The following is a 20924-nucleotide window of genomic DNA, read 5'->3' as shown; positions in this document are numbered from 1 at the left end:
ATAATTATTTTATTTTTCATGTTTCTTTTTATTCATAAAGAATAATGCAGCAGCTGCAACCATAATTGCACATCCACCTACTGTAAAGATTGTAGTACCAATACCACCAGTTTCAGGTAAAGCACCTACTTCTGTATCTCTCATATCTGCATCAGCAGTAAATTCTGCAGTTGCTTTATCACCAGTAATTGTTAAAGTAGCACTTGAATTAGTTTCATTAATAGAATATCCATCAGGAGCAGTAACTTCTTTAAATTGATATTCACCTTTATCTAAACCTTTAACTACTAATTGACCATTTGCACCAGTTACAACTTCAGTTACGACACCAGTAGTTACTGTTTGATCTTTAGCTAATACGTAATTATTATTACCTTTATCGACAAATTTAAGAACATTTCCATCTTTATCTAATACGTTGAAGCCTGCACCAGCTAATAATTTTTTATCACTTTCTTTTTCATAATCATTTGTTTTTGTTAAAGTAATTGCACCTTCATATAAATCTACAGAATCACTTGAATAATTTTCTGAACCTGTACGACTTACGTTAGCAGTATTTTTTACTTTATCATTTTCAGAAGTTACTAATACATCATAAGTAATTGTAACATCTTTTCCAGCATTACTGTTTGTATCATCAATGAAAGATGATAAATCTAATTCAAATGAATTAGTTGCATCATCAAATGTAGGAGCAATATTTATTTTACTATCCCCTAATTTAACAACAACTGTATCTTTTTTGTATTCTGCACCTGTTAATGCATCAGTTACTTTAAATAACTTATTTGTTGCAGTTGGATCAATTGAAGGAACTTTTACATTGATTGTATAAGTTACTGTTTGACCATTGTGTACAGCACCATCTGCATCGTTAACTGTTTTAGTTAATTTTGTTTCAGATCTTTTTACAGCTAATTCAGCATTTTTTAATGTTGCTGGATTATTAGCATATTCAAAATTAATTGGAGCGGCCATAACGTTATAAGTATATTTATTTGAGTTATCTACAACTTTAACAACATATAACCCTGCACCATCTACTTCAGTTTTTCTTCCAGCGTTATCTGTAAATTTAGTAAATCCATTTAAATTTCCTAATCTAGCTAACGCTTTAGAATGAGCAGCACTATTAGCTAATGAAGCTAAAATAGCTTGAGCATCATTTTTTTTATACTCTTCTTTAAAAATTTTAGTTACTTCATCGCTAACAAAAGCCCATCCTGTTTTTGTAGTTTTATCTTGTTTAACAACTTTTAAATAAGATAATGTTACATTTTCGTCTGTAGCAATGTTTTTTACTGTAATTGTTGGATTAGCGGCAGCTACTGGTACTACCATTGCTAGTGCCATCAATAATGAAACCACCATTGCTGAAACTTTTTTAAATAATTTCATATTCTATCTCCCTTTCTTTTTTTATATATATAAGAGTTATGAATAAATAGGAAAACTATTTGTTCATATACTCATAATACCTTTTTCTATATATAGCAACTGCTGCTACCATCATAAGCAACATACCACCTGTCATATACCAATAAATTCCTGTTCCACCTGTTTCAGGTAAAGTATATTTCACATGTATTCTATAAATACCATATTCAGATTTATTCTTTTTACAATTTTCAAAATCAGTAACACATTCTTTGTCATTACCATTTTTACCATCGTTAATAGCATATCCTATATTAGATTCACTATTACCAACCTTATTTCCATTGGTATTTGTGTTACTTTCATCAGTAGCACTACCACCATCATATCCTACTTTTAAGAAGAAATCCGTTCTACCATCTGGTTTAACTTTAGAAATCTTATCTTTCGTAGTTTCTGATGTACATTGATCATCAGTATACCATTGTATAGTTAAATCGCCTTTTGTAATTTTTTCAAATTCTTTCGTTGATTCATTGTACTTATATACAATATTACCTTTACTATTAACAACATTTTCTATATCAAAGACTTTACTATTTCCAATATTAGTATCATCAACTGGAACTGTCTCACCACTATTGATCCAAATATCATCATTAGTGGTTGCAATATCAACTTTTACATTCACTTTAGGTTGAGGTAAAACAGCTTCACCAAAACCTGTCGTTATTTTTGAATCTGGACTTACGTTAGTTGGAACGTTATTACCACCTATATATTTGTCACGTGCTTTAACAGTTATTGTTGTGTTCCATTCACCAGTATTAACATTTGGAATCGTTTGGTCAGTCCATCTAATTGCTTGGGTATTATTAACTTCATCATAATACGCCATACCAACTTTGCCATTAGTTCCTGTAATTTCTATTTCACCTTGCTTAAGTTCATCATCTGTTATAACATTTCCATCATTACCTACTAGTTGGAAACGTGGATCAATTACATCAACAATATTAGCATTTTTAATATCAATATTTTGTGATATTGTTTGTTGAATTTTAGCAAAGATTACCTTTAATTCATCAACATTTGCTGCTGTAAAAGCACAATTTGTTGATGCAATATTTTCAGATAACCAATTAGATGTTTCATCATTCAACTTTAATCCAACTGTATATACCGTTATACCCGATTCTCTTAATTGTCTTGCTATTTCTTTGGAATCATTTTTATCCGTGTCTTCAGAAGGTGCCCCATCTGTAAATAAAATAACATATTGAGGAACATCTGTACGTTTAGAATTAGCTAAATTTGTTTGTGCTATACTTAAGCCTTTTTGAGGAGACGTACCACCAGCTGCATAGATACTTGCAATTGTTTGTTTTAAGCTATTTTTATTATCTCTTGCATTTACTAGATTGCTTAAATTATTTCCATAAGCATTGAATGTTGCAACACCAATTCTACTATTTTCTGAGGATTCTGCTGTTGCTGAAATAAATGCTGAAGATGCTTCTTTTAATCCAGTTAATCCACTATCCAATGTATAAATTGTTGTGTTGTTATCCATTTTATTTCCATAATAACCTGAAATCTTATCTGGTATATTTACCCAACTACTTCCGTTATAATATTTCCATGTATCATTTATATAAATCATTGGATATTTAGCATTTTTATAAGTATATGAATTACCATTAGTATGCTTATATGAAACATCTGTTAATGTATTACTATAATAATACACTTTATTAACATCTAAACTATTTTTTACATCACAGTATTTTCCAACAGTTCTAAATCCTCCATTATCTGTAGGATTGTTACTATTCCCATTGTAAAGCATACTACCTGAAATATCTAAAACCATCATAATATCAGCTACTGCTTCTTTTTGAACTACGCTTGAACTTGTAGATAAAGATTTAGCAGTAATGTTAATATCATATGTTCTTTCATCCCAATCTTTTACTTTTGCAGTCTTGTCATATTGTAAAGAGTTTTCAATAATTTCTTGAACCTTTTTATTTTCAATTTTATATTTACCATTTGTTTGTGCTACTTCTTGTTCTTGATCATCTTTAACCAAGTAGAGCTTTGCAACTGCATTATTATTGCTATCAACTGTAACTCTTACTTTCCATGTATCATCAGAAACTAAATAGCCATCTGGAGCACTTACTTCTGTTAAGGTATAGGTACCTTCTTTTAAACCACTAAAAGTAATATTTCCATCACTAGTTGATTTAACTCTACTTGCTTCTTTTGTTGAATCATTTTCTAACTTAAATACTGCATCACTTAATCCATTTCCGTTTTCATCAACCTTTTGAAGATTCAAATCAGCTTTTGGCTTTTCTATAACATCAACAACTTTTGCATTTGGAAGAGTAAATTCCATTTGACAATTAGATTCTCCAGCGCCACGTTCCATATAAAGAATTGTTAATTTATGCGTTTGATTTTTTTGCTCTTCTGTTAAACTTCCAGGAGTTAAGCCTAATTTACTCCACAAATCAACACTATCTGTAGCTGCAGCATGAATTCCACCTAAATCAATAATGACATTGGTATTATCTAAAACCACCCACATATCATCATCACCGGTAAATTTATAAGTCAAATCACCGACATAATCACCTATTGCGAATTCAACATCATATCTCATTCCAAAAAAGTAATTTGGTGTTCCTTCTGTAGAATAATCATTAAGTGGGAAGAAATTTGAACCACTTGTTGTCACTTCTTTATTATTTTGTGCTGTATCAATAACTGAAGTTAATTTATAAGTATCACCTGTTTTATGAAATTTCAAATTCATACTATCTATATAACGTCTAAGATAAGTTTCTTTTCCATTGATTGTTACTGTTTCATTACTCTTAACAAAGAATCCTGGTTCAGTATAATTAAATTTTACATTTCCATCACTATCTATACCATTCAACAATCCTTTAATTACTTTGCTGCTTCCTGTATAAGCATTAACATCATAGTCATCTTTCATCAATTCATAAGAATATGTTTCATAATTGTTTCCTGTACCTAAATCACTTCTACTTTGATATTCAATATTTTGCCATCCATTCCAATAAACACCTTTCCATGAATTTCTAGATGTACCAGATGTCAATCTTTGATTAGTATTATCTCCTAACATATTAAAAGAATAATAATTTCCATTTGATTCACCAGCTCTTACTGTGTAATCATAGAAAGAAGTATCTCCTAATACATCTGTTTCTTTGGCAGTGTAATTCACTACAACCGTTGCACTTCCAGTCCCTGTCAATTCAATATAATTTTTATTTGATACGGCATTTCCATCAACAGTTACACTACTTACATCCCAATTTATTGCTTTAGCGTAATCGTTGATTTTTGATCCATAAGATAGAGTTTTCACATCATCTGAATAGATTTTTTTGCTTCCATTATAATGTTGAATTGTAACTGTAATATCTTTTCTATCGCTACTTTTATTTTCTATTACATAACTAGAAGCAGTTGTTTGTGCTGTTGCACTTCCTGTAGTAGTACCACTTCTTTCATTAGCAGAGGCAATAATTGCACTACTAATAACTACTGCTATTGCTAGAACAAATAAACCAATTCTTCTCATACGTTTCAGCATAATTTTTACCTCCCATTTTAATATATATGTTCACCATTTTATTAAATATTCCTATAAGACGGTAAAAAGCCGCCTATTCTTTTTTTGAATTGGGCGGCCCGGCAATCATATACTTTTGTACTTAGACCCGTAACTTTGCGTCATTAGCTTTCACTAATTTTGCTATTATCCTTCACTAGAATCCTATCATAAAATCAACGCTTTTTCAATTTTTCAAAAGCCATTTTTTTTAACAAATTTTCCTAGTTTTTCACATATTTTTTATTTAATTTTATTATTCTATATCCTTATTCAATTTTTGACAACCCTACAAAACCAAACGACATTTTTTAAATCTAAACTGCACTAATATTCCTTTCTCCGTTCTATCTATTGACATATTTATTATAGAAAATATATGTTCATAAATATATAAGGGGTGTCCGTCATAGTTACAAATCTTTACTTTTTCAAACTTTTTTCGTTCCTTTTTATTATTGAGACTATGAGTATCATTCACTTATATTATATAGATTCATTCTTTGCTTGTCAATTTTATATAAAAGAAAAGTGGGATGAAATTCATCCCACACATCTGATAATTTAAAAGAAACAAATTATTCCCTTCTTTTTTCCTTTAAGAAGATAAAGATACACACTAAAGAAATAAACAATAAAATTACATAAATAACAATATTTGTATTATCTCCTGTTTTTACAGTTGTCACATTTGTTTTATAAACAACTTTTTCTTTAATTTGTTTAGAATTATATAAATTAAATGTTTGATCATCTACAAGTTGAGCATCTCCAGAAATCTTCGTTACAATACCATAATCATCTAATTTAAATTCTGTATCACTTGCTTTTACATAACCTGTTGGAGCTTCAACTTCTCTTAAGATATAAACAGTATTTACATTTAATTCTCTTAAAGTGCTAAAGGTATCCGCTGTAGAAACCCAATCACAAATAACTTTTCCAGTTTCTTTTTCAAGAATTTGTAAATGTGCTCCTGTTAAATAATTACCTTGATTATCTACTTTCGTTACGTTTAATTTAGTTACTTCATCTGCTACTCCAATAGCTTCTAAGTTCACACTTGTATCTTCATTTTCTAATAGCGCTATTGATTGTTGTGCATATAAGTTTAAACTATCCTCTTGTTTTTCTTCTTCTAAATCTTCTTTTTGACCATCATAAATTAATTGATAAGAAATTTTACCATTTTTATGACGTATCCATTTAATTGTAAATGTCTTTGTCTTATATTCATCAACTGTATGTCCATTAGGTGCAGAGATTTCTTTAAAATAATATTGATATTCAGGAACAGCTTTCATAAATGTCATATATCCTTCACTATTAGAAGTTTGTTTTTCAATAAGAATATCTGTTCCTTTTTCATTTACTTTATATAATCCATAAACAGCACCTTCCAAAGGATCTTTCGATAAATCTTTAGAACGTTTTTGAACAGTTAATGATAACGGATGATAAATATTATTAAATGTAACATCATCCACTTGTTTATCATCTAATAGATATTCTACTTCAGCTTGTAAATTATTACCGTTTCTTGAAACATCAATATTGACTTGATAAATAGATTGATCATATTCAACAAATGGATCATTATCATTTACATGTTCTTGAATATAATAAACATAATGTCCTTCTTGATTAAAATTCAATGTATTAAAATAAATATTACCTTGATCATCATTTGTTTGTGTTTCAACAACTTCATTATTACCATCCAATAAATCAAATTGATACATACCAGCAGATAAGACTTTGCCACCAACTAAATTCTTTTTAGCAACCAATTGAACATCTACTGCCGTTGGATTGATATAAGTATTTGTAATCGTAATACTACCATCTTCATTTTGAATATATTGTGTCTTATAATAATCTACTTTATCTTCTTTAACAGTATAAACGTTTAAATTTCCTTGACTATCTTTTATTGGTAAATTATCAAACGAACCACTCCATTGATTATCATTTGATAATACAATAGATTTTCCTTCTACAACTTTACCATTTTTAACTAAATGCACTGTTACAGGTTGGATGGTGTCACTATGTCCTTGATCATTCCATACCTTATTTACTTTTAATGATTTAACAGCTTGGTTTGTAAGTGATAAATCTTGTGAAGTCTCTACAACTACCGATTGATCTTTAACAACTTGATTATTTTCATTCGTTACTTTAACCGAATCAACATTCAAGCCACCTTTACCATCTTTATTTACAACAGCTTCTACATGATATTGATGATTTGTATAAGCAATACCAGCAACTTCCTTACCAGCATTCATTTCTTCAATCGTATAATGATAAGTACCCGGTTGATCAATTTCTACATCATCAAAGCTATAAGCTCCTACTGTATCATTTTTAGCAGTATCAATCATATTACTTTGTTCATTATCATTTCCTTCATATAAACCAAATCTAAACAAACCATCATCCATTATAACGGATTGCCCGGCACTGACAGTTTTAATACCACCCATCGATAATAAAGCTACTTTATATTCAAAAAGTCTATTAGTAAAGTTAAGTTTATCTTGATCAATATGTTCATTTTGACCATTCACAATATCAACTGAAATATCAAATTGTTTACTATCATTTGCTTTTACATCAACTTTTACAATATATTGAGTTGTATCATAAGTGACCTCTAAATTATCACGTACTTCACTTACACGATAATAATATATTCCTGCTTTTTGATAATGAATTGTTTTAAAATGATAATTACCATCTTGATCATTTTCAACTGTGTCACTATATCCATCTTTTTTCAAAGTCGCTCCATCTTGATCTAATTCTTCAATTTTAAACTTGAAATCACCTGCATCAAAAGCTACATCTTGTCCATCTTGATCAATAAAATTCTTATGTCCACTTAAATCAATCTTACCAGTAGCTTTAAATTCATTTTCAAATTCAATACCTTTATTTTTATCTAATTGATGTCCATCTTGGTCATATAACGTATTAGTTACTTTCAATTGATTATCTTCAAATACAGCTTTCGCTTCAACATAATAAACAGTTTCATCATATTGAATACCTGTTTTCTTTTTATCAGCTTTTTCATAAACCTTATAATAAGTTGTACCAGCTTTTCTAATATCTTGAATATCAAAAATAAATTGACCTTCTTTATTTATTGTTTCTAACTTTCTACCATTTTCCTTTTCTTTACCTTGAATACCATCAACTTCAACTAATTCAAAAGTAAACTCATCATCTACCAATTTCTTTCCTTTTAAAGACTTCGTTCCAATAATTTGTGTTTCACCACTTGCATTATATTCATTTGTAAAAATTATTTCATCATGATCAATAATTCGATAAGAAACATCATAATTACCATCTTGTTGATCACTTACAGTTACTTCTATAATATAAGCATCATTATTTTTATTATAGGTAACACCATCTTTCGTCAATCCACTATTTTCTTCATCAATTTGATAATAAAACGTATAACTATCCTTTTTAGAAAAATCTAAATCTTTATAAGAAATATTAAATTTAAATTGTCCGTTTTGATCATTTTTAACGGTTTCTTTTTCAATCGAATCTAAGATTTCTCCTTTATACAAACTTCCTTTTTCATCATTTACTCTTGTAATTTTAAACTTAAATTCTCCACCACTTAATACTTGACTTACGCCTTGATCAAGTAATACTTTCTTACCATCAATCCTTACCTTTCCTTGACCACGATAAGTATTTTTAAAATTCATTTCATCAACAGAAGTATTATCTTTAAGAATTTCTTTTGATACTTCTAAACCATCATCACCATTTTCAACACTTACATGAATGATATATTCTTGCTTGTCATAATCAATATAGGATAATTTATTATTAACTTCTTTTACAACATAATAATAATCACCTGTTTGATGATACTCATCAAAATTTATAAATGAAAAGTCTCCATTTTCATCATTTGTTGTTGTCATCAATTGCTTTTCAACAGTATATTTATTGTTATTTTTATCATAATCTATTTTAGAAATACTAAAAGTAAACATACCTTCTTCTAATTTTTTATTGATTAATTTTTTATGACCTACTACTTGAATACCTACAGCATTTTTAAAAGTTAAATTTTCTTTTTCCTCACTTGTAGGTTTTGTCATTTCATCTACATAAGAAATACTTCTAGAAACTTCTTTGATATTTCCTTGTCCATCATCTTCCGTCTTGATCTTTATTTGATAGACAATCGAATCATACGTAACATTTGACTTATGATTATTTACTTCAGAAACCGTATAATAATATGTCCCTGCTTGATTAAAATGAATCACAAATTGACCTTGACCTAAAGAACTATTTGTTACTGTTTGGCTATTACCAACGGTCTTTTTAAAGTTTTCATCCGTTTGTTGCAATTTAAACTTAAACATATTTGCTTTTAAAGTACCACCTGTTAATTGTTTATGAATAATTAACGATGTAGAACCTTCAGCTTGATACGTATTTTTAAATTGAATATCATTATTTTCAACTGTTCTTTCAACTGTGGCTGTACCATCTTTTTGATCAGTCACAACCACTTTTATTTTATAAACTTTTTGATCATAACTTACACCTTGATAAGTTCCTTGTAAAACAGGATTAACTTCTTTAATAATATAATAATGTATTTGTTTTTCGCCATAAGTTAAATCTCTATAAGAAATCTTTCCAAAGTTAAAATCACCTTGACTATCATTTGAAACTGTCTTGCTTTCACCAATTGCTGTTTGATAATCTGATTTTGTTTCTTGAAGAACAAAATTAAATTCATTTGCATTTAAATCTCTACCTTCTAATATTTTATGACCTTTAAATGTCGTAGCAGCATTTGAAGAATACGTATTTTCAAACGTAATAGAATCTACATTTTGTCCATTAATAGTCATTGTCTTACTAACAACTAATTGATCTTTCGATTCATCATATTGTACATCAACTATGATGTTATAAATTCTTTGATCATAATCAATTCCTTTTTTCTTTGTATTCTTTTCTTTTAATTGATAATAATGTTTACCAATATCGTTTTCATCATAAGAAAGATCAACTTGAATATTTCCCTTTTGATCATTTGTTACTTCTTTTTCATGTCCTTCTTTTGTTGAATATTCACTATCTTTATATTCTTGTAATCCATAAGTAAACTCATCATTTTCAAGTTTCTTACCATCTAATACTTTTTTACCAACAAGACTTAAAGAAGCATTTCCTTCAAACTTAAACTCATTACTAAACTCAATCTTTCCACCTTCAACAACAGGATCATCTGCAATTAAAGCATTATCTTGTTTTTCTACATGAATACTTACTTTAAAAGTATGGCTATCATATTGAACATGATTCTTACCATCATTTACTTCTTTAACTATGTAGTAATAATCACCTGGTTCTGTATAAGTTAAAATATCCTCGTCACTAAAAACAAATTGACCTTTTTCATTATTAGTAGTTACAACAGCTTCACCATCTGGCGTACTATAACTACTATCTGTATATTTTTGTAATTCAAATTTAAAATCATTGCCTTGTAATTCTTTTCCTATTAATTTCTTTGTTCCACTAATAGTTTGTTTAGCCTCTAATTTTTCTGATGCGCCATTATTAGACATAGATAAAGAATTATTCACATTGACAACTTTTTCTTTTTGATGAATTTCATTATCATGATTATATTTTGCTGCAATTACTTTTCCACCAATAGTTCCATTATGATAAAACTCACCCGCAGGTAATAAGAAAATACCACCATTTTGATTAGCTAATGTCACTTTACCTGTATAAGGTTGCACATCACCATTATTTACTGTATAAAAATTCCAAATAACTCCTGTTTCTAAGTTATCAAAATCTGCATCTAATTTATTGCCATTTTTCGTATAATCACCTGTAATATCAATGGTACTTTGTCCATCTTGAACTTCAACATTGACAACTGCCCATTTTTTTGAAGTATCAAAATTTAAAGAACCTACACTCTTTAAATAATCGGCATTATAATAATAAACTTGCACATCATTTGAATCTTGAGCATGTGCTAAATTCTTTGAAAGTGTTTTTAAATTATCAAATTCTTGATCCCATGCAATAGGTTGAAATCCATTTGTACCAGCTTTAATAATCTTTACTTCACCATTATTATAATAAGTTACCCCAGCAGGTACATTTCGATAATTATTTTTACCTTGATTAATAGCTTCTTTATCAACTGCGTTCCAATCATCTTGATTTTCAAGAACAACAATACTGCCATTACGAGGTTTAAAAATACTATGATTTTTAACTTGTCCAAATTGACTCACATTTTGGAACCCAGATTCCAAATGAATCAAGCCACTATGATCTGCATTAACTTCTATCTTATTTCCATTTTCATCAATATAAGATGAACCATCAGGAATAATTTCCTTTTCAACACCATTTTCACTGATAACTTCTTTCACTTGATAGTCACCATCTATAAAAGAATATCTTTTATTTGAACTACTATCTTTCATCCCATCAAATACAAATTTAGCATTTCCATTGCTATCTGTTGTTTGTGTCATTTCATCAATCAAAACAGATTGACTACTATCCATTCGATAAAGTCTCAAAGTTACATTTTTATTTGCTTGAGGTTGATTATTGATCATAAATGATTTACTGACTGTCAATTGATTTTTATAAACTTTTGTATTATTCCCTGAAAAGTTATAATCAGCGCCTAAATCAGCATATTTAGCAGCAACACTACATTCCAAATCATTATATGATTTAGCATCTAAAGAAAATAAACCATAGTTTTTAGCAACACCTAAACCAGATTGAATCGTCGCATCAGACACTGCTTGATTACGTGTGATTTCTGAAACATTATTATCAAAAGCATAAGCCTTTATTTGAATATAAGCCACAATCATAGTAATAGCTAAAATAAATGCTGTAACTTTTTTATACATTTTTTTCATATGAAAGGTTTTCATTTTTCATTACACTTCCTTTCTATGTTTTTTTCTTTTTAAAATAATTACAATAACAATGAGAAATGCTAACAATCCAGCAACAAGATAATATACTTGCGATGAACTTGACTCTTGGCTTTGAGCATCTATATTTGCTTGTGGTACTGCTTCATCTTCAACATTTATACCATCAACCGATGAGGTACTTCCTTCATTACTATTATTTTCACTACCATCTCTATTTTCAACACCAACCGTTGAAAAAGATCCTGTTTGATTATTTCTACGATAAATTGTTTGTCCACCAATAACAGAAGATTGTCCTTCTACTTCAATAACTTCTTCACGAATAATTTCAGTATCAACATTAATAGGGTCATTAACATTTCTATAATAGATCGTATAAATACGTCTAGGAGAATAAAAACTATGATTAATCGTTATTGATTGACCATTGACTAAAACATATTGTTGTTGATTAACTGTTAACTCTTTAACGATATCTATTGTTGTATCTTCATCTTTTTTATTAATTTCTATTTTTTGTGAAGCAATTGTTTCATCAGTTGCAATATTTTTATATTGCACTTCTACAATATAGTTCTTTGGTGCTGTGTATCCTTTGGGATTATAGTAAACATAACTTACATGTTCACTTTCACCATAACTATGCTTTAATACCTGTGACATACCTTGATCCACTGTATAAACATTCCCATCGGAATCTTTGTATTCTTTTTCTACTTGATATTCAACACTTTGACCAGGTTGAACTTCTAATTGTACTACTTTTCCAAGAATCTTATTTGTCGAAGCATCTACTTTATAGATAGACCATTTATAAGAAGCATTTTCATCCATTTTCTTATAATAAACTGTATACTCCCTAACATCACTTGAAACTGCATGATGAATTATATTTTCTTGATTTTCAGCTAATCCATAATAAATATCATTGATTTTCATTGTTTTTGGAAGCACATATGTATAATCTTGATTATTTACATGAAATGATTTTTGCATCAATAAATCATTCGTTCCTTCTTCAACATATTTTAAAGCGACATCATAATCCGTTGTATTATTTGGATTATAATAAGTAATTGAATACGTATTATCACTTGGGTCATTATAATAAACTGACTTAATTTCACTTACTTGCCCTGGCATTTTTAAATAAGTCACATCACCAATTGTATAACTATCAGGCACAGCATATACTTGAGGGGTTTCAACTGTTGCTGATGAATCAATATCAAAAGTATCTTGTAAAAGAATCGTTCCTTCTTTTGTAGTAAACTGTACTTTTCCTTTAATCGTTATGGGTTGATATGTTCTATAAACAAAAATATATTGATCTTTACCTGCTTCTACTTTTTGACTTTGTTCACTCACTAAATCAAAATCCCCATATTTTTTATCAAAATAAGTCGTTCTTACTTTGATCTCACTTCCTATTTCAGAAGTAAAATCTTTATTTTTATACTTTACTTGAGCAATTTTATTTCCACTAGCATCTTGTAAATCATAGATAATAGAATAAGTTTGTGTACTCTTTGCTTGAACTGGCATTATAAAAAACAGTGACACAAAAAACACTAATGAAAATATTGCTATTTTCTTTAGACATTTCATAATATCTTCTCCCTTTTTATATTAAATTTCTTCCCTTTTTTCACTAAAAATTATAGCACTTTACCCTTATCGTGTGTAGAAAAGGACATATTTTTTCAAAAAAAAGAACTAAAAGTTCTACTTTTAGTTCTTAGAAAATTCCAATAATTCTAAACCTTTATTTTTATCTTGAGCCCATCTTACGCCCCAATCATTAGTGAACAATAATAATGGTTGCCCTTTTAAATCTTGAACTTTTCTTGTATCAGATGAAAGATTTAATGATTTTAAATCAGTTCCTTCTTTGACCCATCTTATATATTGATAAGGTAGAGGAGATTTATGAATTTCTACATTGTATTCATTCTTTAAACGATGTTCTAAAACTTCAAATTGTAAAACACCAACAACTCCTACAATAATTTCTTCCATACCGCCACCTAATTCAGTAAAGATTTGGATTGCTCCTTCTTTTGCAATTTGTTCAACACCTTTAACAAATTGTTTTCTTTTCATCGTATCTTTATTACGAATCATTGCAAAATGTTCTGGTGCAAATGTTGGAATTCCTTCAAAAGCAAAATGCTTTTTACCTGTTGTAATAGTATCTCCAATAGAGAAAATACCTGGATCAAAAACACCAATGACATCTCCTGCATAAGCTTCATTTACTTCACTACGTTCATCTGCCATTAATTGTTTTGACTGATTTAATTTGATTTTTTTCTTACCTTGATAATGATAAACTTCCATTCCTTTTTCAAATTTACCAGAACAAATTCTAAAGAATGCCATTCTATCACGATGTCTAGCATTCATGTTCGCTTGAATTTTGAAAACAAAAGCTGAGAAATTTTCTTGATAAGGATCAATCACTTCACCATCTGCTGTTCTAGGAGTTGGTGGGGTTGTCATATTTAAGAAATGTTTTAAAAATGGTTCAATCCCAAAGTTAGTAAGAGCCGATCCAAAACATACAGGTGATAACTTACCAGCACGTACAGCTTCTAAACTAAATTCATTTCCTGCCATATCTAATAATTCAATATCTTCTTGTAATTTATCATAAAGTTCATCTTCCACATACTCTTTTAATTTTGGATCATCCGCTTTTAAAATTTCTGTTTCAACTTCTTTTTTTCCACCATCTACAGGAATAAAACGAATGACTTCTTGATCATTTCTTTCATAAACCCCTGCAAAACGTTTTCCAGAACCAATTGGCCAGTTAACAGGACAAGTTTCAATTCCTAATTCTTGTTCAATTTCTTCCATTAATTCATAAGGATCTCTTGCTTCCCTATCCATCTTATTAATAAAAGTGAAAATTGGAATATGTCTCATTGTACATACTTTAAATAACTTACGTGTTTGATCTTCGACCCCTTTACTCGCATCAATGACCATGACTGCACAATCTGCTGCCATTAAAGTACGATATGTATCTTCTGAGAAGTCTTGATGCCCTGGAGTATCAAGAATATTAATACAATATCCTTGGTAATTAAATTGTAATACTGAAGAGGTAACTGAAATCCCTCTTTGTTTTTCAATTTCCATCCAGTCACTTGTCGCATGCTTACTATTTTTCTTTCCTTTAACAGTTCCTGCTTGTTGGATAGCTCCTCCATAGAGTAAGAACTTTTCTGTTAAAGTTGTTTTACCAGCATCCGGATGGGAAATAATCGCAAATGTTCTTCTTTTTTCTATTTGTTGTCTTAAATCTTCCATTGCATCCTCCCATAATCTATATTTATTTTTTAATCTTTTATTTCAACAGTACAATTATTACCACAAAATGAACAGAATTACTACTATTATTTAATAAAAAAGAAAGCTCACTCACCTCTTTTACTAATTAAAAAGTGGGGAGCAATCCCCACAGATCATTAAAATACAAAATTTCCATTTTCAAAGATTTTTACATGACTGCCATCTTCTAAAATACCATCAATCATTAAATCTTCTGTTCCCATCATAAAATCAACATGAACTAAAGAATCATTGACCCCTTTTTCAAACAATTCTTTTTTATCCATATCAATCCCACCTTTAATACATTCAGAAAATCCAATACCTAAAGCCATATGACATGAAGCATTTTCATCATATAAAGTATTATAAAATAATGTTTTTAATTCATTAATTGGTGAATGATAAGGAATTAAAGCAACTTCACCTAAACGTTTACTTCCTTCATCACTATCAATAATTCCTTTTAAAACCTCGTATCCTTCTTTAGCTCCAAAATCAATCACTTGACCATCTTTAAAACGTAAATAAAATTCATCAACAATATTTCCACCATAACTTAAAGGTAAAGAACTAAAAACAATTCCTTCTACATCATCCTTATTAGGTGATGTAAAGATTTCTTCTGTTGGTATATTAGGAAAATTGTAAACACCATTTTTTAAATAACTTCCCCCACCAGCAAATAAATAATCATCATTCAAACCAATTGTAATTTCAGTCCCTTTACTATTTTTATAATAAAGTTTCTTTAAATTTAGACTATTTAAATAATTAACACGTTTTTCAAAAGAACGACGATGTTGATTCCATAATTCGACAGGATCATGTTCATCATCAATCTTAGCTGCTTTAAAAATAGCATTCCATAAACTATCTAACGCTTCTTGATTTGACATATCAGGATAAACTTTATTCGCCCATTTTTGCGTAGCTCCACCTACAATACACCAAGCATTTGTCATATTATCGGATAAATCAAAATATGCCTTACATGCCTTTTTAACTGCTCTTTGCCAATTAGAAATCTTTTTAGGTTCAATACCTGCAAGCATTTCAGGATCTTCATCATCAACATAAAGAAAACAAGCATTCATTAACGCATAATCATTTCTAAAAGATGAAAACCAAGTAGGTACGTGATTAAAATCTTCTACTTCCATATTTTCATATTTCATACGTGTGACTTCTTCATCACTATAATGAACAACAACTTCTTTAGCACCTACAAGATAAGCTTGTTTAGTAACCGCTCTTACAAGTTGATAACTTTCAATAGATGCACTAATGACAACGGTTTGTTTTTCTTGAACATTCAAACCTGATTGAACAATTAATCTTGCATATTTTTCTAATTTTGTTTCAAAACTCATTTTTCCACCTCTAATTTATCTAATTCCTTTTGCGCTTCAAGATATCCTTCTTGAAGTGCTAATTGATAATATTCTTTAGCTTTTTCTAAATCTTTAGAAATACCATCACCATAATGATACATATAACCTAGCATAAAGCTTGCTTTTGAATAATGATAATGACTAGCTTGTTGATAATATTGCATTGCTTTATGCTTATCTTCTTTTTGTCCTATCCCATAAAAGAACCATCTACCTAAATGATAAAAACCTTCTCTATTTTGTTTTTGACAAGCTAATAAATAATATTCATAAGCCATCTGATAATCTTTTTCTACATAAATTCCATTTTCTAAATAATAAGCATATTTTACAAGTGCTGGTGAATAACCTTTTTTTGCACTTCTTAAAAGATAATCAAGCATTTCCTCTTTACTGACTTCTATTCCTTGTTCACCATAAAGTGCTAATTGATACAAAGACTGTTCCTCATCTTCTTTTAAAATTGCTAATTTAAAATGTTGAATTGCTTGTTGATCATCGTGCTTTTCTTTAAAATACTGTCCTATTAAATAAGCTGCAACAGGATACTGATCTTCTATTTTAATTAAGCAAGCAATCCCTTTTTCCTTATCCTGTAAAACACCCTTTCCTTCTAAATAACAAACACCTAAATAATAAAATGCTTCTCTTTCTCCAAGATTGGCTGCTTTTTGATAAGCTTCAAAAGACTTCTTTTCATCTTTAACAGTTCCAATTCCTTGACCATAGTAATAAGCCACAGCCAACGTTGATTGTCCATCTCCTTGATGACTCGCTTTTAAATACCAATAAAAACTATTTTTTTCACTTTCTGGATATTCACTATGCATTTCATAAAAATACCCTAAACAAAATTGCGCATTCATATAGCCCATATTCGCTGCTTTTAAATAATATTCTAAAGCTTTTTGACTATCTTTTTCTATTCCTCGACCAAATTCATAACAGGTTGCCATCGCTGTGATTGCTACTTCTAAACCATCTTTTGCTGCTTCTTGATACCAATGAAAAGCTTTTGAATAATTTTCATTGCAACCATAACCTAAATCATAAAAACGTCCTAATTTATATTTGGCAAGACTATTCCCTTCATAAGCTGCTTTTTCATAATAATGTAAAGCTCTTTGATAATCCTGTCTTGTTCCTTGACCATATTCATAACATTCACCTAGAGCACAAATCGCATCATTATGTCCTAAGGCTGCTGCTTCTTCATAACGTAAAAAAGCTTCCTCTAAATTCTGAGTTACACCATACCCATTTTGTAAAAAATAAGCCGTTGAAAATAAAGATCTTGGAAATCCTTCATCGACTCCTAAAGAATAAAGTTCAAAAGCTTTTTCATAATCTTGGTCAACATCTATTCCATATTCATAAAAATAAGCAAGATTACAAGAAGCAACAACATTCCCTAAATCACTTGCCAGACGATAATATGTCATGGCCACTTGATTACTTTGTTTGACCCCTTGTCCTTTTTCATACATATAACCTAACACACATAAACAATCAGAATCTTCACATTCTTCTCCTAAATGGAAACATTCTAATGCTTGATCATATTTTTTTTGGTCATAATAATATAATCCTACTTGATAATATTGATCAGGTGTTAATTCTTCTAAATCTAATTCATCATAATGATGATTATAAGTAAGTGCACATAAATCAATTCCTATCACTTGATGTTCTTCATTTTCTATCAAATATTGTTCAAATTCATGATAATCTTCATAAGTTTCCATCATCATTTGAATTGAATCTACTTGTTGTTGTAATTCATCAATACTTGCATGATGTGAATAAATAGAAATTAATTTAATATAGGCAATTGATTGTTGATAATCATCTTTTTTTACACGAATTAAAGTTTCTAATTCATAATCATTTAGAATTTCATCAATATAATAATGATGAAAAAAAGGTTCATATAAGTGAATTCTTTCTTTCATACCTTCACCCCCAATACAACTTGGAACGTTATTTTTTTTCATTTACTACTCTACTGATTTCATCAGAGAACTTTCCTAAAATAACAGTAACTTTGCCTGTAGCTTGAATAACACCACTTGCACCTAATTCTTTTAAAACATTTACTTTTACTAAATCATCATTTTCTACAAAGAAACGTACTTTACTTCCTTGACTTTGGCTCTCTTTAATATTATCAATACCCCCTAAAGCATGAATTAAAGCTTCTAAATCAATAGGAATATCTTTTAAAGTAACTTCTTTAGGTTTTTTATTTTTTAATACCTTTGCAAAAATAAACCATACTCCAACAATTACAATAATTGCAATTAAAACATAAATAAAATAATCTGACATATCTATTTCCTTTCTTAATAAACATTTTCTTTTATGATATATTTATAGTATACTATAAATCACTAGGGGTGACAAAATGAAAAAATATTTAGATTCTACAATTTGTTGGCCACTTGCCATCATTTTATTTATTCTATGTCTTATTAGTTGTTATACAATTAAATGTGCAGCTGGTTATATTACTTATCCCAATCCTACAGGTTATTGGAGTAAACAACTCCTTTATTATATGATTGGTGTCGGTTTGATTTTTTTAATCAATCGTTTTGGAAATGATCGAATTTACTCGGGAATGTGGATTTTTTATGGAATCTTGATTGTCTTTTTAGTCGGTCTTGTTATTCAAAGATTTGCTATTTATAAATTAGGAATGCAAATCATTCCCTTTGCGAAAGATCTAAATGGTGCTACATCATGGTATAACTTTCCAGGATTTTCATTCCAACCTTCTGAATTTATGAAAGTTGTAATGATTATTTGTATGTCTAAAACTGTTTCTTTACATAATGAAAAATATTTAATTCATACATTTGATACCGATTTACAGTTAATTGGTCGTGTAGCAGCTATTGCTCTACCACCAATGATTCTAACTTATTTACAAAATGATGCTGGTGTTACTTTGATTATGGCTTTTTCAGTGGTTGTTATTTTATTTGCATCAGGAATTAATAAGAAATGGTATATTGTAGGATTTGCTTGTTTAGCAGTTGTTCTTATAATTTTTACTTACTTATTTATTTATCGTCAAGATATATTTTCTTCAATTATCACAGGACATAAACTTGATCGTTTTTATGGCTGGGTCGATCCTGAAGGAACTTATCAAAATCAAGGATACCAACTTTATAATGCGATGATGGCTTATGGAACAGCTGGACTTTTTGGTCATGGATTTGACACAGTGATTATTTCTTTACAAGAAGCTCATACGGACTTCATCTTTTCTGTTATTACTTTAGGCTTTGGATTCGTGGGAGCCATCATTACGCTCATTGCTATACTAGCGTTAGATGTTTGTATTTTGTATGTTGGTTTAAAAGCAACGCATCAAAGTGATAAATATTTTATTGCTGGTATTTTTGGATGTATGATTTTCCAACAATTTTGGAACATCGCTATGATTTTAGGAATACTCCCTATTACTGGTATCACATTACCGTTTCTTTCATATGGTGGGTCTTCACTTTTATCTTACATGATTGCAATTGGAATGTGTTTTGATATCCATCGCCAAACAAGTATCGCTAAATATAATCAAATAGATTAAAGCTGTAACACAAAGTACAGCTTTTTTGTGCAAGTATGTTAATTAATCGAATTGTATTAAGAAACGGAGATTAGTATGACAAAAAAAAGAGATGGATCTTCATCAACAAAATCGTTTTTCAATTAAAATCAATAAAATACTTCAAGATAAAAAAAATAACCAACAATGTTTAAAATTAATTGCCCCTAAATATATGGACGTTTATGTCGTTGACTTAAAAAAGATATCTTCCGTGATATTATAGGCCCTTCCTATTTTTTAAAACTTGGAAAAGAACAACATAATTGTTTTTCTGTAACAATGAAACTTTATAATAATCTATATATTAGCGAAAACAATCAACAAAATGTTGCTCAATTTATTAATTACAACACTATTATCGAAAAACTTTCTAAAGATAAAAACATTGAACAAAAATACAGAAAAAAAGATGGCACACTCATTAAAATATCTAGTGAACTACTCCGACTTACACTTCGTTTAGAAGTCGGAGATTCTTGCTTCAACCACGACTGCCTCTAATGACAATACATTATAGGTCTTACACAGTGTCCACAAGCGTATAAGTT

General features: G+C 29.3%; 10 protein-coding genes and 1 riboswitch. Of the genes, 2 read left to right on the top strand and 8 right to left on the bottom strand.

What is annotated here, in order from left to right; genetic code table 11:
* Positions 1 to 9: 9 nt before the first annotated feature.
* From HUU89_RS11980 to HUU89_RS11945, 8 genes are all read right to left on the bottom strand, one after another.
* Positions 10 to 1401, bottom strand: a complete 1392-nt coding sequence (locus HUU89_RS11980) for an isopeptide-forming domain-containing fimbrial protein (RefSeq protein WP_175301872.1) — start codon at positions 1399 to 1401, stop codon at positions 10 to 12.
* 55 nt (positions 1402 to 1456) lie between these two features.
* The gene (locus tag HUU89_RS11975) at positions 1457 to 5017 is read right to left on the bottom strand and encodes a SpaA isopeptide-forming pilin-related protein (RefSeq protein WP_175301871.1); all 3561 of its coding nucleotides are present in this window, start codon (positions 5015 to 5017) and stop codon (positions 1457 to 1459) included.
* Positions 5018 to 5106: 89 nt separating this feature from the next.
* A riboswitch (cyclic di-GMP riboswitch) is annotated at positions 5107 to 5191 on the bottom strand.
* A gap of 422 nt (positions 5192 to 5613) precedes the next feature.
* Positions 5614 to 11994, bottom strand: a complete 6381-nt coding sequence (locus HUU89_RS11970) for a Spy0128 family protein (RefSeq protein ID WP_175301870.1) — start codon at positions 11992 to 11994, stop codon at positions 5614 to 5616.
* Positions 11995 to 12024: 30 nt separating this feature from the next.
* Positions 12025 to 13632: a hypothetical protein gene (locus HUU89_RS11965; RefSeq protein ID WP_175301869.1), complete on the bottom strand. Its 1608-nt coding sequence runs from the start codon at positions 13630 to 13632 to the stop codon at positions 12025 to 12027.
* Between the two features lie 123 nt (positions 13633 to 13755).
* Positions 13756 to 15342 (bottom strand): peptide chain release factor 3, encoded by a 1587-nt coding sequence (locus tag HUU89_RS11960; RefSeq protein ID WP_117829069.1) that lies wholly within the window; start codon positions 15340 to 15342, stop codon positions 13756 to 13758.
* A gap of 158 nt (positions 15343 to 15500) precedes the next feature.
* Positions 15501 to 16736 carry an aminopeptidase gene (locus HUU89_RS11955; RefSeq protein WP_175301868.1) on the bottom strand — a complete coding sequence of 412 codons (1236 nt, stop codon included), beginning with the start codon at positions 16734 to 16736 and terminating at the stop codon, positions 15501 to 15503.
* Positions 16733 to 18709, bottom strand: a complete 1977-nt coding sequence (locus HUU89_RS11950; protein WP_175301867.1) for a tetratricopeptide repeat protein — start codon at positions 18707 to 18709, stop codon at positions 16733 to 16735. The genes HUU89_RS11955 and HUU89_RS11950 overlap by 4 nt, the downstream gene beginning before the upstream one ends.
* A gap of 28 nt (positions 18710 to 18737) precedes the next feature.
* On the bottom strand, positions 18738 to 19085 hold the full coding sequence (locus tag HUU89_RS11945; protein ID WP_175301866.1) for a hypothetical protein: 348 nt from the start codon (positions 19083 to 19085) through the stop codon (positions 18738 to 18740).
* A gap of 76 nt (positions 19086 to 19161) precedes the next feature.
* Between HUU89_RS11945 and HUU89_RS11940 the strand changes: the two genes are divergently transcribed.
* A complete protein-coding gene (locus HUU89_RS11940) occupies positions 19162 to 20355 on the top strand; it encodes an FtsW/RodA/SpoVE family cell cycle protein (RefSeq protein ID WP_032089498.1) in 1194 nt (397 codons plus the stop codon).
* 300 nt (positions 20356 to 20655) lie between these two features.
* On the top strand, positions 20656 to 20877 hold the full coding sequence (locus HUU89_RS11935; protein ID WP_175301865.1) for a hypothetical protein: 222 nt from the start codon (positions 20656 to 20658) through the stop codon (positions 20875 to 20877).
* The last annotated feature ends 47 nt before the right edge of the window (positions 20878 to 20924 follow it).

Source organism: Faecalibacillus sp. H12, assembly GCF_013361255.1.
In the GTDB taxonomy this organism is placed as follows: Bacteria; Bacillota_I; Bacilli_A; order Erysipelotrichales; family Coprobacillaceae; genus Faecalibacillus; species Faecalibacillus intestinalis.
This window is presented reverse-complemented; position numbering and strand designations above follow the sequence as displayed.